This is a genomic window from Burkholderia savannae (genome assembly GCF_001524445.2).
Classification (GTDB): Bacteria; Pseudomonadota; Gammaproteobacteria; order Burkholderiales; family Burkholderiaceae; genus Burkholderia; species Burkholderia savannae.
This window is the reverse complement of sequence record NZ_CP013417.1, coordinates 2,962,063-2,976,201: the sequence shown is the minus strand read 5'-3', so window position 1 is coordinate 2,976,201 and position 14,139 is coordinate 2,962,063. Positions and strand designations below refer to the sequence as shown.

Sequence of the window (14,139 nt, the reverse complement as noted above, 5' to 3'; positions counted from 1 at the left end):
CGTCCGGCTTGGCGGTGCGCGCATTATAAAAGGAAAGGGGGCGCGAGTACGTCGCGCCCCCTTCGTCATCTTGTCGCTTTTTGTGGTTCCGCCGTGGCGGCGCGCGCTCGCGCGTCAGCCCGTCACCGCGCCCTCGTTCGCCGGGCGGGCGAGCGCCGCATACTTCGCGAGCACGCCGCGCGTGTAACGCGGCGCCGGTTGCTTCCATGCGGCGCGGCGGCGCGCCAGCTCGGCGTCGTCGACGTTCAGTTGCAGCAGCAGCTTGTGCGCGTCGATCGTGATCGAATCGCCCTCCTGCACGAGCGCGATCGTGCCGCCGACGAACGCTTCCGGCGCGACGTGGCCGACCACCATCCCCCACGTGCCGCCCGAGAAGCGGCCGTCCGTGATGAGGCCGACCGATTCGCCGAGGCCCTTGCCGATGATCGCCGACGTCGGCGCGAGCATCTCCGGCATCCCCGGGCCGCCCTGCGGGCCGAGGTAGCGCAGCACGACCACGTCGCCCGCGTTGATCTTGTCGTCGAGGATCGCCGCGAGTGCGCTCTGCTCGTCATCGAACACGCGCGCCGGGCCGGTGATGACCGGATTCTTCAGGCCGGTGATCTTCGCGACCGCGCCGTCCTCGGCGAGGTTGCCCTTCAGGATCGCGAGATGGCCTTCCTTGTACAGCGCCTGGTCGATCGGGTAGATCACCTTCTGGTCGGCGCGCGGCGCGCCCGGCACGTCCTTCAGCTCCTCGGCGATCGTGCGGCCCGTGATCGTCGTGCAATCTCCGTGCAGCAGGCCCGCGTCGAGCAGGATCTTCATCACTTGCGGAATGCCGCCCGCCGCGTGCAGGTCGGTCGCGACGTACTGGCCCGACGGCTTCAGGTCGCAGATCACCGGCACGCGTTTGCGGATGCGCTCGAAATCCTCGATCGACCATTCGATCTCGGCCGCGTGCGCGATCGCCAGATAGTGGAGCACCGCGTTCGTCGAGCCGCCGGTGGCCATGATCACCGACACCGCGTTCTCGATCGACTGCTTCGTGATGATGTCGCGCGGCTTCAGGTCGCGCTTCACCGCTTCGACGAGCACGCGCGCCGATTCGGCCGCCGAGTCGACCTTCTCCTGATCGGGATTGGCCATCGTCGACGAATACAGCAGCGACATGCCGAGCGCCTCGAACGACGAGCTCATCGTGTTCGCGGTGTACATGCCGCCGCACGAGCCCGTCGTCGGGCACGCGTTCTTTTCGACCCCTTCGAAATCTTCCTGCGACATGCGCCCGGCGGTGAACTCGCCGACCGCCTCGAACGACGACACGATCGTCAGGTCGCGGCCCTTCCAGTGGCCGGGGCGGATCGTGCCGCCGTACACGTAGATGCCCGGCACGTTGATTCGCGCGAGCGCGATCATGCCGCCCGGCATGTTCTTGTCGCAGCCGCCCACGACGACGACGCCGTCCATCCATTGGCCCTGCACGCAGGTCTCGATGCAGTCGGCGATCACCTCGCGCGACACGAGCGAGTACTTCATCCCTTCGGTGCCCATCGACATGCCGTCCGAGATCGTCGGCGTGCCGAAGATCTGCGGGTTCGCGTCGGCGGCCTTGACGGCCGCGACGGCTGCGTCCGACAGGCGCTGCAGGCCCGCGTTGCACGGCGTGATTGTCGAGTGGCCGTTGGCGATGCCGATCATCGGCTTGTCGAAATCGTCCTTCTGGTAGCCGAGCGCGTAATACATCGAGCGATTCGGCGAACGGGCCACGCCTTGCGTGATGTTCTTCGAGCGGCGGTTGTACGACATGGGGACTCCATCCATCGACTGGTTGACTGTGGGGCGGCGCGCTGCATCGGCGCGGTCCGGCTCAGGTGGGCAAGAATGCAGTTTCTCTTAGAGAATGTCCAATATATTATTCATCACTTATTAGGTCGATTTTCATATTAATCCGTCGGTCGACAAGGACGTGGAGAGCGATGTGACCCCTGATTTACGCCAATGGCGCTATTTCGTCGCCGTCGCCGACGAGCGGCACTTCGGCCGGGCCGCCGAGCGGCTCTCGATGACGCAGCCGCCGCTGTCGCAGGCGATTCGCGCGCTCGAGGACGCGCTCGGCGTCGCGCTGTTCGCGCGCACGAAGCGCTCGGTCGAGCTGACCGCGGTCGGCTCGGCGCTGTTGCCCGACGTGCGGCGGCTGATCGCCGCGGCCGACGCGCTGCCGCCTCTCGCGCAGAGCCTCGCGCGCGGCGAGGCGGGGTCGCTCGCGCTCGCGTTCGTGTCGACGGCCGACTACGGGCTGCTGCCGCAGCTGCTGCGCGAGTTCGGCGCGCGCTATCCGCACGTGCGCCTGCAACTGACCGAGGCGACGAGCGACGTGCAGATCGAGGAGCTCGTCGCGGGCCGCATCGACGCGGGGCTCGTGATTCCGCCCGTGCCGCCGCGCCATGCGGCGTCGCTGTCGTATCTGCCGGTGCTGCGCGAGCCGCTCGTCGTCGCGATGCCGGCCGACGCGAGCGAGGCGGCGGGCGACGCGCCCGTGCGGATCGCCGACATCGCGTCGCTGCCGCTCGTCATCTTCCCGCGTCGTTTGGCGCCCGGCTTTTATGACATCATTACGGGCTGCTACGGCGCGGCGGGTGTCGCGCCGCGCATCGGCCAGGAGGCGATCCAGATGCAGACGATCGTGAGCCTCGTGTCGGCGGGCATGGGCGTCGCACTGGTGCCGCAATCGCTGCGTAACCTGCGGCGCACGGGCGTCGTCTATCGCGCGCTCGCCGCTACGGCGCCCGTCGTCGAGACGGGCCTCGTGTGGCGCACGGGCGACGTGAGCCCGGTGCTCGCGGGCTTCATCGACGTCGTGCGCGGCGACGCGCAGCGGGTGTCGCCCTCCGATCCGCCGGCCGGCGTGCCTGGCCGGGCGCGCGCGGGCAGGCTCGCGGCGCGCCCGTGAACGTTCGCGCGGCGCGCCCGTCGAACCGCGGTTGCCGCATGCGCGTCGCCTCGAACGTCGGCGTCGCCGTGCGTGCCGCATCGATTCAGAACCATCAACGCTAACTCATGATCATTCATCCGAATTTCGATCCCGTCGCGATTCACCTCGGCCCGCTCGCCGTGCGCTGGTACGGGCTCATGTATCTCGTCGGCTTCATCCTCGCGATCGTCGTCGGGCGGTTGCGCCTGAAGCTGCCGTACGTCGCCGCGCAAGGCTGGAGCGCGAAGGACATCGACGACATGATGTTCTACGGCGTGCTCGGCGTCGTGCTGGGCGGCCGGCTCGGCTATGTGCTGTTCTACAAGGCCGGCTACTACTTCTCGCATCCGCTCGACATCTTCCGGGTGTGGGAGGGCGGGATGTCGTTCCACGGCGGCTTCCTCGGCGTCACGTTGGCGATGGCGCTGTTCGCGTGGCAGCGCAAGCGCCACTGGCTCGAAGTGACCGACTTCGTCGCGCCGATGGTGCCGACGGGGCTCGCGGCCGGGCGTCTCGGCAATTTCATCAACGGCGAGCTGTGGGGCCGCGTGACGAGCCCCGACGCGCCGTGGGCGATGCTGTTCCCGGGCGCGTCGCGCGACGACGCCGCGTGGCTCGCCGCGCATCAGGATCTCGCGGCGAAGTGGGATCTGAACGAGGTGTTCCTGTCGCACCAGATGCTGCCGCGGCATCCGTCGCAGTTGTACGAAATCGCGCTCGAGGGCATTGCGCTCTTCATCGTGCTGTGGTTCTTCTCGCGCAGGCAGCGGCCGATGGGCGCGATCTCGGCGCTGTTCCTGATCGGGTATGGCCTCGCGCGCTTCACGGTCGAATTCGCGCGCGAGCCGGACGATTTCCTCGGTTTGCTGACGTTCGGGCTGTCGATGGGGCAGTGGCTGTCGCTGCCGATGATCATCGCGGGCGTGCTGATGATGGTCTGGGCGTATCGGCGCGGGGGCGTCGCGAAGACGGCCTGATCGAGCGGCGCCGCGCGGCTGCGTGCGATCGCGCGGCCGCCGGCCCGGCGCGAACGGCGTGGGCGGCGGGCCGCGCTTGCGCGTACGCTGATTGCGGCGCACGGCGCACGGCGCACGGCGCACGGCGCACGGCGCACGACGCACGACGCACGGCATACGGCACATGACGCGCGGCGTACGATGCGCACCGTGCCGATACGCGGAACGCCGGGCCTGCCTTTCACGCGCGCAACGTGCGGCCAGCGCTCGTGATCGCGAGCAATCGAACAACCTGCGACATGCGATCGCAAGTTCCGACATGCACGAAGCGCAATAAAAAACGCCGGCGAGAAGCCGGCGTTTCGTCGACGGCGGGCGGCGCGCCACATTGCCGCCCGCGCCGCTTCATTTCACTTCATCTGCACCGAACCGTTCACGTTGACGGTCACGGTCGTCTTGCCGCCTTCGACGGCGATCGGCGCGCTCGCCTTCGCGCTGTCCATCGCGGGCGCGGCCATCGCGAACATCCGCGGATACGGCTGCACGTTGCGGCCGCTGCCGACGTTCACTTCACGGATCGAATAGTTGCTGTAGCCGAACGCGCGCGTCGCTTCCTCGGCGCGCGTGCGGAACGCCTTGATCGCTTCCGACGTGAGCTTTTGCTCGGCCGCGCGCTGCGCTTCGGGCGACAGCGAGAACGCGACGTTGGCCACCTGCATCATCGGGCTCAACTGGCCCGCGAGCTTCGACGCGGCCGCGAAGTCGTGCGACTCGAGCACGACCTCGGTGCGGCCGCGCCACGCGGAGATCTTGCCGTCACGGTCGATGCTCGGCGACACCGAGAATTCGCCCGTGCGCGCGGTGACGCCCGATACGCCGCGCGCCTGCGCGAGCGCCGCGTCCGCGCGCTTGTTCAGCTCGGCGGTCAGCGTGCCCGGATCTTTCGCCTGTTGTTCGTAGAACAGCGTGATGTCGACGACGTCCTGCGGAACATCGGTGCTCGCCTGCGCGGACAGCGACAGCACGCCCGCGGGCGGCTGCATCTGGCCCATGCTTTGCGCGCGCGCCGCGGACGGGGCGAGCGCGAAGGCGATCGGCAGCGCCGCCGCGAGCGTGACGGCAACGGCTAGAGCGGATTTTTTCGTCATTGTTGACTCCTTGAGCGTAAGCGCGCACGCGACATGCGGCGTGCGGGGCGCGGACGGACGCCGCGCTTCTTTCGAAACGCCCGGCGGATGCGGCACTGCATCTGTCGAGCGCCCGTTAGGCTGTCGAAAGCGGGCCGAGGTTCCGGCCGGCGCGGCTTCGCGCGCCGGGTCTGACAATGTTTGACGTGGCCGCCGCGTCACTTCATCAGGCGCTTCGTGATGAAGCGCCATTCTTCGGGCGTGACGGGCGTGATCGACAGCCGGTTGCCCTTCGCGAGCACGCGCATGTCGGCGAGTTCCTCGTGCTCGCGCAATGCGCCGAGGGAAACGAGCGGCGTCTTCTTGACGAAGCGCACGTCGACGAGCACCCAGCGCGGGGATTCCTGAGTCGACTTCGGATCGTGGTACGGACTTTGCGAATCGAATTGCGTCGGATCGGGGTAGGGCGTCGACGTGACTTCCGCGAGCCCCGCGATGCCGGGCTCGGGGCAGCTCGAGTGGTAGAACAGCACGCCGTCGCCGATCCGCATCGTGTCGCGCATGAAGTTGCGCGCCTGATAGTTGCGCACGCCGGTCCACGGCAAGGTTTGGTCGGCGGCGGCGGCGAGGTCGTCGATGCTCGCCTCGTCCGGTTCGGATTTCATCAGCCAGTAGCGCATGGATCGCAACGACTCGACGCAATGAAAAGGCTGCACAAAAGGAAACGGCATCGGGCTTTGCCCGATGCCGTCGAATAGGCCCCCGCCTTGGCCGCTAGGCCGGCATCCTGAACCTGAGGTTCAGAATTGGTCGCAGTTAGCAGCACTTCGGGTACATCAGACAGAGTGACGCGCGCGCCCGTGCTACAAATTTCCGCAACCGTGCACATGGCATTGGTTCAAGGAATATATGACCTTGGCGAACCAGGCAGGGAAGCTGACTTAACTGTTCGAATCACCTTTGAATTCAGCGGCTTGAACGCGATAGATCAAGCAGTGGCCGAACCTGGTGAAGCATTTTACTGCACCTCGTGCTGTGCGAGCACTGCACCGAGTTGTTCATTCATTTGATGCATTGTACGCCGGATTTCTTCCGCAGGGAACGCTTCTCCGTGACGCACGCTCTGTTGCAGCCTCAGCAGCTCCGATGCGAGCGACAGCGCGGCCATCACGGCGATGCGATCGGTGCCGCGCACCGAGCTGTTCGCGCGGATCTTCGACATTTCCGCATCGACGCGCGCGACCGCCTCGACGAGCGCCGCTTCGGTTTCGGGCGAGCAGGCGAGGCGATACGCCTGGCCGAGAATCGACACTTCGATCTGCTTGGTGCTCATGCCTGTTCTCCGTGGCTCGCCGTGCCTTCGGCTTCATCGCTTGCCTGCGGCGCGAGCAGGTCGAGCTGGTTTTCCGCATCCGGCACGCTTTTCGTGCGCGGCAATTTTTCGAGAATCGCGTTGAGCTTCACTTGCGCGTCGTCGATCTTCGCCGACAGCGTGTCGCGCTCCGCTGCGAGCGCGTTGCGCTCGTCGCGCAATTGCTCGAGTTCCGAGCGCAGCGTTTGCGCCTGCGTGCGCAATTGCGCGACCTGCTCCTCGAGCGCGAGCCGTTCCGCTTGATGGCGTTGATTCAGCGCGATCAGACGGCCGATGTTTTGAGATAGGGTTTCGAGTTCGTTGAGCATGTGCTGCGTCCTCTAAAGACCCAGCATTTTAGCGCGGAATAAGCGACTTTCCGATATCTGTAACGTTTCTAGACGTAACACCCCTGCTTCTCGCCGCGAAATCTCTTCGTCGTTCGTTGATGTCGATCGTGTCGACGACACACGGCGCGACGTTTCTTGCGCTGCGTCGTCGCGCTTTCTTGACGCTGCGGCGCGCGCGCTCCTAAACTGGCGCCGCCTCGGTGCTCGCGCGCTTCGCGCGCGGTTAAACGGGAAGCAGGGCGCGACGTCCGCCGGGACCGAGCCAACCTGCGCTGCCCCCGCAACGGTAAGCGATCGCATCGAATCCGATGCAAGCCGCACTCTCGATGCGTCGGCACGGCCGGCTCGGCCGGCCGCCGGCGTGGTGCCACTGCGCGTTTCGCGCGGGAAGGCGAGGCGGTGACGTCGCGAGCCCGGATACCGGCCGCGGCGGGGAGACGGGCGCGCCCGTCTCCGTGATGCAGGGCCTGCGGGGAAGCGGGCCCCGCTGTGGCTCAACAGGATGTCGTTCATGCGTACCCGTTTCGTCCGCGCAGCGCTCGCCGCTCTGTCCGGACTGCCGTGCGTCGCGCTCGCGCAAGGCGCCGCGGCTGCTCAGCCTGCTTCAGCTGATTCTTCCGTTTCTTCTTCATCGTCTGCGATTCCAGCGGACTCCTTGTCGTCCGCGGCTCCGCCGCCTTTCGCATCCGAACCGGCGTCGGCGTCGGCAACGTCAGCGACATCGGCATCGGCATCGGCATCGGCATCGGCGTCGACATCGACATCGACATCGACATCGACATCGACGTCGACGTCGACGTCGACATCGACAGCGACAGCGACAGCGACAGCGACAGCGACAGCGCCTTCGCGTTCGACGCCCGGCGCGCAGCTCGCGCCGATCGTCGTCACCGCGCAGCGCGCGCCGCAGAAGCTTGCCGACGCGATCCCGCAGACGACGCTCTTCGATGCGCAGGACATCGCCGACAGCGGCGCGACCGATCTGCCCGGCCTGCTCGCGCTCGCGCCCGGCGCGCAGATCGTGCGCAACGGCGGGCCGGGCGCGAGCGCGAGCCTTTTCCTGCGCGGCGCGCAGCCGACACAGTCGCTCGTGCTCGTCGACGGCGTGCGCGTCGATTCGGCGAGCCTCGGGCAGGCGCAGATCAGCCAGCTGCCGCTCGACCAGATCGATCGCGTCGAAGTGGTGAACGGCAACGTGTCGTCGCTGTATGGGTCCGGCGCGATCGGCGGCGTCGTGCAGGTGTTCACGAAGACGGGCGGCGATCATCCGCCGCGCTTCGATTTCTCGGCGGGCTACGGCAGCTATCACACGCAGACGCAAAGCGCGGGCGCATCGGGCCGGCTCGATGCGGACGGCCGGACGACGTTCAGCGTGTCGCTCGCGCGCTTCAAGACGGACGGCTTCTCGTCGCTCGATCCCGCGCTCAAGCCGCAGGCCAATCCGAACGCGAACGGCTATCTGAACGAAAGCGCGTCCGCGTCGCTGCGGCACCGGTTCGACGACAGGTGGGACGCCGGCGTCACGTACTTCCAGGCGAACGGCAAGGCGAGCTTCGACGACGCATACGGCGCGCCGACCGATCTGAATGATCTGTACAGCCGTGTCCAGCAGGTGTCCGCGTTCGCGAACGGCAAGCTCGCCGACTGGTGGACGACGCGCGTGAACGTGTCGAGCGGCAAGGACCGCAGCCAGTCCGCGCTCAACGGCGCATACACCGACCACTTCAATACCGACAACCGCCAGTACACGTGGCAGAACGATTTCGCGATCGCGCGCGGCCACAAGCTTCAGGCGGGCTACGAACGGCTCGACCAGTCGTTCGAATCGAACGTGTTCGCCGCGCCCGAGCGCCACGTGAATTCCGGCTGGCTCGGCTATACCGGCCGCATCGGCGACAGCCAGTTCCAGGCGAACGTGCGCCGCGATCAATACTCCGATTTCGGCGGCGCGAACAGCTACTATCTCGGCTACGGGCTCGACGTCACCGAGCGCTGGAAGGTGTCCGCGAGCTATTCGAGCGCGTTTCGCGCACCGAGCTTCAACGATCTGTACTATCCGAACGCGGGCAATCCGTCGATCCGGCCCGAGCGCAGCCATTCGGTCGAGGCGGCCGTGCAGTATGCGTCGGATGCGGCGGGCGTCGTGCGCGTGACCGCGTTCCAGACGCGCTACACGAATCTCATCGACTATCGCCCCGGCGCGAGCGGCCCGTACTATGTGGCGCAGAACGTCGGCCGCGCGAAAGTGCAGGGTGTCGAAGGATCGTGGCAGGGGCATGTCGGCAAGACCGACGTGCGCGTTGCGGCGACGCTGCAGAACCCGGTCGATGAAACCGCCGGCCAGGATCTGAACCGGCGCGCGCGGCGCTTCGCGTCGGTGTCGGCGAATCGCTCGCTCGGCGGCTGGCGCGTCGGCGGCGAGTGGCTCGTGAGCGGCCCGCGCGACGATTACGGCAATCGTCTGGGCGGATACGGCATCGTCAATCTGTCCGCGCGCTACGACATCACGAAGTCGTGGTACGTGAGCGCGCGCATCGACAATCTGTTCGACAAGGACTACGAGCTTGCATATGCATACAACACGCCGCGGCGCGGCGCCTATGTCACGCTCGGCTGGCAGCAGCGCTGACGGCCGGCCGCGGCTTCGGCGCAGTCGGTGCCGCGCGCGCCGCTCGCGCCTTCGCGCGCGGGAGGCGGCATGAGAGCCGACGCGCGCGGCGCCGGCATGCACGCCGCGCGCGCGGCCGCGATCTGGGCCGCGCTCGCGCTCGTCGCATGCGCGGCGTTCGTCGCGTCGCTCACGCTCGGCAGCGTGCCGGTGACGCCGCTTGACGCGTTCGCGGCGCTCGCTCATCGCGCGAGCGCCGATCCGCTCGCGGCCGACATCGTCCGCACGCTGCGGCTGCCGCGCGCGCTCGCGGGCTTCGGCTGCGGCGCGCTCCTCGCGCTCGCGGGCGCATTGCTGCAGGTGCTGCTGCGCAATCCGCTCGCCGAGCCTTACGTGCTCGGCGTGTCGGGCGGCGCGGCCGCGTTCGCGCTCGTCGCGATGATCGCGGGCGGCGCATGGTGGATCGTCGACGCGGCGTCGTTCGCGGGCGCGCTCGCGTCGATCGCGTTCGTGCTCGGGCTCGCACGCCGCGAGCTGTGGCGCGGCGAGCCGCGCGACGCATCGCCGCGCCTCTTGCTCACGGGCGTCGTGATCTCGGCGGGCTGGTTCGCGCTCATCACGCTGATGCTCGCGATCGCGCCCGAAGAGCGCTTGCGCGGCATCCTGTTCTGGCTGTCGGGCGACCTGAGCGGCGCGGCGTCGCCGTGGTTCGCGCTGGCGGCGCTCGCGCTCGCCGCGTTCGTCGCGTTGCCGGTCGCGCCGCAATTGAACGTGCTGCTGCGCGGCGACACGGCGGCGGCCGCGCTCGGCGTGCCGGTCGCGCGGCTGCGTTTGCGCATCTATCTGATCGCGTCGCTCGCGGCGGCCGCGGCCGTCACGACGGCGGGCACGATCGGCTTCGTCGGGCTCGTCGTGCCGCACGCGCTGCGGCTCGCGTTCGGCAACGATCAGCGGATGCTGCTGCCCGCCTCGATGCTCGCGGGCGGCGCGGGCGTGATGGCCGCGGACCTGCTCGCGCGCACGGCGATCGCGCCCGCGCAATTGCCGGTCGGCGTGATGACCGCGCTGATCGGCGTGCCGCTGTTCCTGTGGATGCTGCTGCGGAGGGCTGCGCGATGACGACGCACCGCGCGCCGACGTCGCGCTCGGCCCGCTACGGCACGCTGCGCGTCGTGCTGAAGGCGGGCGCGCGCACGCTGCTCGACGACTTCACGCATACGTTCTATCCGGGCGAGCTGTGGTGCGTCGCCGGGCCGAACGGCGCGGGCAAGACGACGCTGATCACGACGCTCGCGGGGCTCGCGAAGCCCGCGGCGGGCCATGTCGAGGCGGACGGCGTGCCGCTCGCCGACTGGCGGCCCGAAGCGCTCGCGCGGCGGCGCGCGGTGATGGCGCAGACGCTTTACGACGCGTTCAGCGCGAGCGTGTTCGACACTGTGCTGCTTGGCCGCTTTCCGCATCTGACAGGCTGGGGCTGGGAGCGCCCCGACGATCGCGCGGCCGCGCACGCGGCGCTCGCGCGGCTCGGGCTCGAATCGTTCGCCGCGCGCGACGTGCTGTCGCTGTCGGGCGGCGAGCGGCAGCGCGTCGCGCTCGCGGCCGCGCTGTGCCAGGACGCGCCGCTGCTGCTGCTCGACGAACCGCTCGCGCACCTGGACCTGCATCATCAGATCGACTGTCTCGTCGCGCTCGCCGACTGGCTGCGCGCGGGCGAACGCACGGCGATCTTCTCGTGCCACGACCTGAATCTCGCGCGCCGCTTCGCGACGCACGCGCTGCTGCTCGACGGCAACGGCGCCGCGCACGCGGGCCCGGTGCGCGACGTGCTGACGCCCGAGCTCGCGAGCCGCGCGTTCGGCTATCCGCTCGTGCTGATCGAGCGCGACGGCCACGAGGCGCTCGTGCCCGCATGGCCCGGCGCGCCCGGCCGCATCATCTGACCGACGCGCATCGCGCGACCCATTCCACCCACGAGGCGAACCGATGACCTCCACCTACTCCCTGCCGCACATCGCCCCGCTCGACGACGCCGCGCTGCGCGCGACGCTCACGCGCACGATCGATCACAAGACGAAGCCGCCCGGCAGTCTCGGCCGCCTCGAAGCGCTCGCGCTGCAGCTCGGCCTGATCCAGCGCACCGCCGCGCCGAGCGTCGCGCGTCCCGTCATGATCGTGTTCGCGGGCGACCACGGGATCGCGGCCGAAGGCGTGAGCCCGTATCCGCAGGCGGTGACCGCGCAGATGGTCGCGAACTTCGTGGCGGGGGGCGCCGCGATCAACGCGTTTTCGGGCGTCGCGGGCCTCGCGCTCGAGATCGTCGACGCGGGCGTTGCGTCGCCGCTGCCCGAATCGCCGCAACTGGTCGGCGCGGCGATCGCGCGCGGCACGCGCAACTTCGCGCACGAGCGCGCGATGTCGCGCGACGAAGCGCTCGCCGCGCTCGCCGCGGGCGCCGCGCGCGTGCGGCATCACGCGGCGCTCGGCACCAACGTGATCGGCTTCGGCGAGATGGGGATCGCGAACACGTCGGCGGCCGCGTGCGTGATGAGCCGCCTGCTGAACGTGCCGATCGACGCGTGCGTCGGCCGCGGCACGGGGCTCGACGACGCGGGGCTCGCGCACAAGCGCGCGGTGCTCGGGCGCGCGCTCGCGCGGCACGCGGACGCGATCGAGCCGCTCGACGTGCTCGCGACGTTCGGCGGCTTCGAGATCGCGATGATGGCGGGTGCGTTCATCGAGGCGGCGCGCGCGCGAATGGCGATTCTCGTCGACGGCTTCATCGCGACCTCCGCGCTCCTCGTCGCCGACGCGCTCGCGCCCGCGGTGCGCGAATACTGCGTGTTCTCGCACGTGTCGAACGAAGCGGGGCATCGGCGCATGCTCGAGCATTTCGGCGGCGAGCCGCTGCTCGCGCTCGATCTGCGTCTCGGCGAGGGCACGGGCGCCGCGCTCGCGCTGCCGCTCGTGCGCGCGGCGGCGGCGTTCGTCAACGAGATGGCGAGCTTCGAGTCGGCGGGCGTCGCGAACCGCGATGCGTGACGCGCGATGAATCCGCTCGCCGAACTGCGCTACTTCGTCGTCGCGCTCGGGTATTTCACGCGCGTGCCGGTGCCGCGCGCGATCAGCGGCGCGGCCGTCGATCTCGCGCACGCGGCGCGTTACTTTCCGCTCGTCGGCGTGTGCGTCGGCGCGCTCGCGGCGGCCGTGCATCTCGCCGCGTCGCGCGTGTGGCCGACGGGCGTCGCTGCGCTCCTGTCGATCGCGGCGACGCTCGTCGCGACGGGCGCGCTGCACGAGGACGGCCTCGCCGACAGTTGCGACGCGTTCGGCGGCGGCTACACGCGCGACGACGTGCTGCGGATCATGCGCGATTCGCGGATCGGCACGTTCGGCGCGGCGGCGCTCGTGATCGCGCTCGCGCTGAAATGGCAGGCGCTCGCCGCGATGCCGCCCGCGCGCGCCGCGTGGACGATGATCGCCGCGCATGCGGCGAGCCGCACGCTCGCCGCGAGCCTGCTCGTCACGCTCGACTACGCGCGCGCCGAAGGCAAGGCGCAGCCGGTCGCCCATCGGATGCGCGCGAGCGCGTTGATGTTCGCGGCCGCGCTCGGTCTGCCGTGGCTGTTCTGGCCCGACTGGCGCGCGGGCGCGCTCGCGCTCGCGGTGACGCTCGCGTTGCGCGCGTGCATCGCGCGTTATCTCGACAGGCGCATCGGCGGCTACACCGGCGATTGTCTCGGCTTCGCGCAGCAGGTGTTCGAGCTCGCGATCTATCTGGTGATGCTCGGATGGATCTCGTCCTGATTCGCCATCCGGCTGTCGCCGTCGAAGCGGGCGTTTGCTACGGCAGCAGCGACGTGCCGCTCGCGGCCGACGCGGCGACGGGCGCGGCCGACGTGCTGCGCCGGCTCCGCGTGCTCGGCGCGGGCGCGGCGGGCAACGTGTGGTCGAGCCCGCTCGCGCGCTGCGCCGACGTCGCGCGCGTGCTCGCGCGAGAGGCCGGCGCGCCGCTCGAATGCGACGTGCGGCTGCGCGAGATCGATTTCGGCGCGTGGGAGCTGAAGCGCTGGGATGCGATCGGGCGCGACGCGCTCGATCGATGGAGCGCGGATCTGATGCATGCGCGCGAGCACGGCGGGGAGAGCGCCGCGCAGTTCGTCGCGCGCGTGCGGCCGGCGCTGGCGACGCTCGCCGATGCGGCGCGCGCGAGCTGGGCCGTCACGCATGCGGGCGTGATGCGCACGCTGGCGTCGCACGCGCTCGATGCCCCGCTCGAAGCGATGCTCGCGCGGCCGATCGCGGTGGGCGGCGTCGTGTGGCTGCGACGCGTCGGCCACGCGGGCGGCTGGCGGCTCGTGCATTGGGACGAGTGAAGCGTGCGTGAGCGCGCGCCGCGCTTCGTGTTCGCAGTGGGCCAATGAGGCGCTCGACGCTTGCCGGGGCGACGGCGAGCGCATCGGTTCGGATTGGCGGATTCGACGCGGCCACGATGCGCCTGCGTTCCAGTCATGGAGAGAAGGCGGCATGCGCTTGCTGAATTGCCGGCAGACGTCGCTGCTCATCAGGAATGCCGCCCACGAAATCGCGAACACGGCGAAGAAGATTCAGTACAAACGGCGCTGCGCCATGGCAGCGCCGCGATCGGACGCGATCGGCGTCGTGCGGCGCATTGCTGCGTTCAGGCGTCGACGAACGACGTCGCGCGCGTGCGCAGGCGGATCGCGGCCGCCGTTACGGTCCGGCCTGCATGCTTGCGTGCGCAACGAGTTGCGCGCGCGCTCGTATCCGGGCGAC

13 protein-coding genes, 1 other RNA gene and 1 riboswitch are annotated in these 14,139 nt (G+C 69.3%); of the genes, 8 read left to right on the top strand and 6 right to left on the bottom strand.

The window, feature by feature from the left end:
- Positions 1 to 114 precede the first annotated feature (114 nt).
- Entirely contained in the window at positions 115 to 1,788 is a 1,674-nt protein-coding gene (ilvD, locus tag WS78_RS14670) for a dihydroxy-acid dehydratase (protein ID WP_059574779.1), read from the bottom strand.
- 172 nt (positions 1,789 to 1,960) lie between these two features.
- Here ilvD and WS78_RS14660 point away from each other — a divergent pair, with 172 nt between their 5' ends.
- Entirely contained in the window at positions 1,961 to 2,932 is a 972-nt protein-coding gene (locus tag WS78_RS14660; protein ID WP_059574851.1) for a LysR substrate-binding domain-containing protein, read from the top strand.
- A 107-nt stretch (positions 2,933 to 3,039) separates the two neighbouring features.
- On the top strand, positions 3,040 to 3,930 hold the full coding sequence (gene lgt, locus WS78_RS14655) for a prolipoprotein diacylglyceryl transferase (protein WP_038745204.1): 891 nt from the start codon (positions 3,040 to 3,042) through the stop codon (positions 3,928 to 3,930).
- 389 nt (positions 3,931 to 4,319) lie between these two features.
- On the opposite strand, the gene WS78_RS14650 is transcribed toward lgt, so the two are convergent.
- From WS78_RS14650 to WS78_RS14630, 5 genes are all read right to left on the bottom strand, one after another.
- The gene (locus WS78_RS14650; protein WP_038745300.1) at positions 4,320 to 5,057 is read right to left on the bottom strand and encodes an SIMPL domain-containing protein; all 738 of its coding nucleotides are present in this window, start codon (positions 5,055 to 5,057) and stop codon (positions 4,320 to 4,322) included.
- Between the two features lie 197 nt (positions 5,058 to 5,254).
- Complete coding sequence (locus WS78_RS14645; protein WP_038745202.1) at positions 5,255 to 5,716, bottom strand: EVE domain-containing protein; 462 nt, start codon at positions 5,714 to 5,716, stop codon at positions 5,255 to 5,257.
- Positions 5,717 to 5,791: 75 nt separating this feature from the next.
- Positions 5,792 to 5,973: non-coding RNA, 6S RNA (gene ssrS, locus WS78_RS14640), on the bottom strand.
- An 81-nt stretch (positions 5,974 to 6,054) separates the two neighbouring features.
- Entirely contained in the window at positions 6,055 to 6,369 is a 315-nt protein-coding gene (locus WS78_RS14635) for a cell division protein ZapA (RefSeq protein WP_038745200.1), read from the bottom strand.
- Entirely contained in the window at positions 6,366 to 6,716 is a 351-nt protein-coding gene (locus WS78_RS14630; RefSeq protein WP_038745198.1) for a hypothetical protein, read from the bottom strand. Before WS78_RS14630 ends, WS78_RS14635 begins: the two co-directional genes overlap by 4 nt.
- 202 nt (positions 6,717 to 6,918) lie before the next feature.
- Positions 6,919 to 7,180: riboswitch (cobalamin riboswitch) on the top strand.
- Between the two features lie 68 nt (positions 7,181 to 7,248).
- On the opposite strand from WS78_RS14630, the gene WS78_RS14625 reads away from it, so the two are divergent.
- From WS78_RS14625 to cobC, 6 genes are all read left to right on the top strand, one after another.
- Positions 7,249 to 9,366 carry a TonB-dependent receptor domain-containing protein gene (locus tag WS78_RS14625; RefSeq protein ID WP_059574849.1) on the top strand — a complete coding sequence of 706 codons (2,118 nt, stop codon included), beginning with the start codon at positions 7,249 to 7,251 and terminating at the stop codon, positions 9,364 to 9,366.
- A 96-nt stretch (positions 9,367 to 9,462) separates the two neighbouring features.
- The gene (locus tag WS78_RS14615; protein WP_059574847.1) at positions 9,463 to 10,464 is read left to right on the top strand and encodes a FecCD family ABC transporter permease; all 1,002 of its coding nucleotides are present in this window, start codon (positions 9,463 to 9,465) and stop codon (positions 10,462 to 10,464) included.
- Positions 10,461 to 11,285: an ABC transporter ATP-binding protein gene (locus WS78_RS14610; RefSeq protein WP_038745196.1), complete on the top strand. Its 825-nt coding sequence runs from the start codon at positions 10,461 to 10,463 to the stop codon at positions 11,283 to 11,285. The genes WS78_RS14615 and WS78_RS14610 overlap by 4 nt, the downstream gene beginning before the upstream one ends.
- Positions 11,286 to 11,328: 43 nt before the next feature.
- Positions 11,329 to 12,384, top strand: a complete 1,056-nt coding sequence (gene cobT, locus WS78_RS14605; RefSeq protein ID WP_038745194.1) for a nicotinate-nucleotide--dimethylbenzimidazole phosphoribosyltransferase — start codon at positions 11,329 to 11,331, stop codon at positions 12,382 to 12,384.
- Between the two features lie 6 nt (positions 12,385 to 12,390).
- Entirely contained in the window at positions 12,391 to 13,149 is a 759-nt protein-coding gene (locus WS78_RS14600) for an adenosylcobinamide-GDP ribazoletransferase (RefSeq protein WP_059574777.1), read from the top strand.
- Positions 13,134 to 13,718: an alpha-ribazole phosphatase gene (gene cobC / locus WS78_RS14595; protein WP_059574775.1), complete on the top strand. Its 585-nt coding sequence runs from the start codon at positions 13,134 to 13,136 to the stop codon at positions 13,716 to 13,718. The genes WS78_RS14600 and cobC overlap by 16 nt, the downstream gene beginning before the upstream one ends.
- Positions 13,719 to 14,139 lie beyond the last annotated feature (421 nt).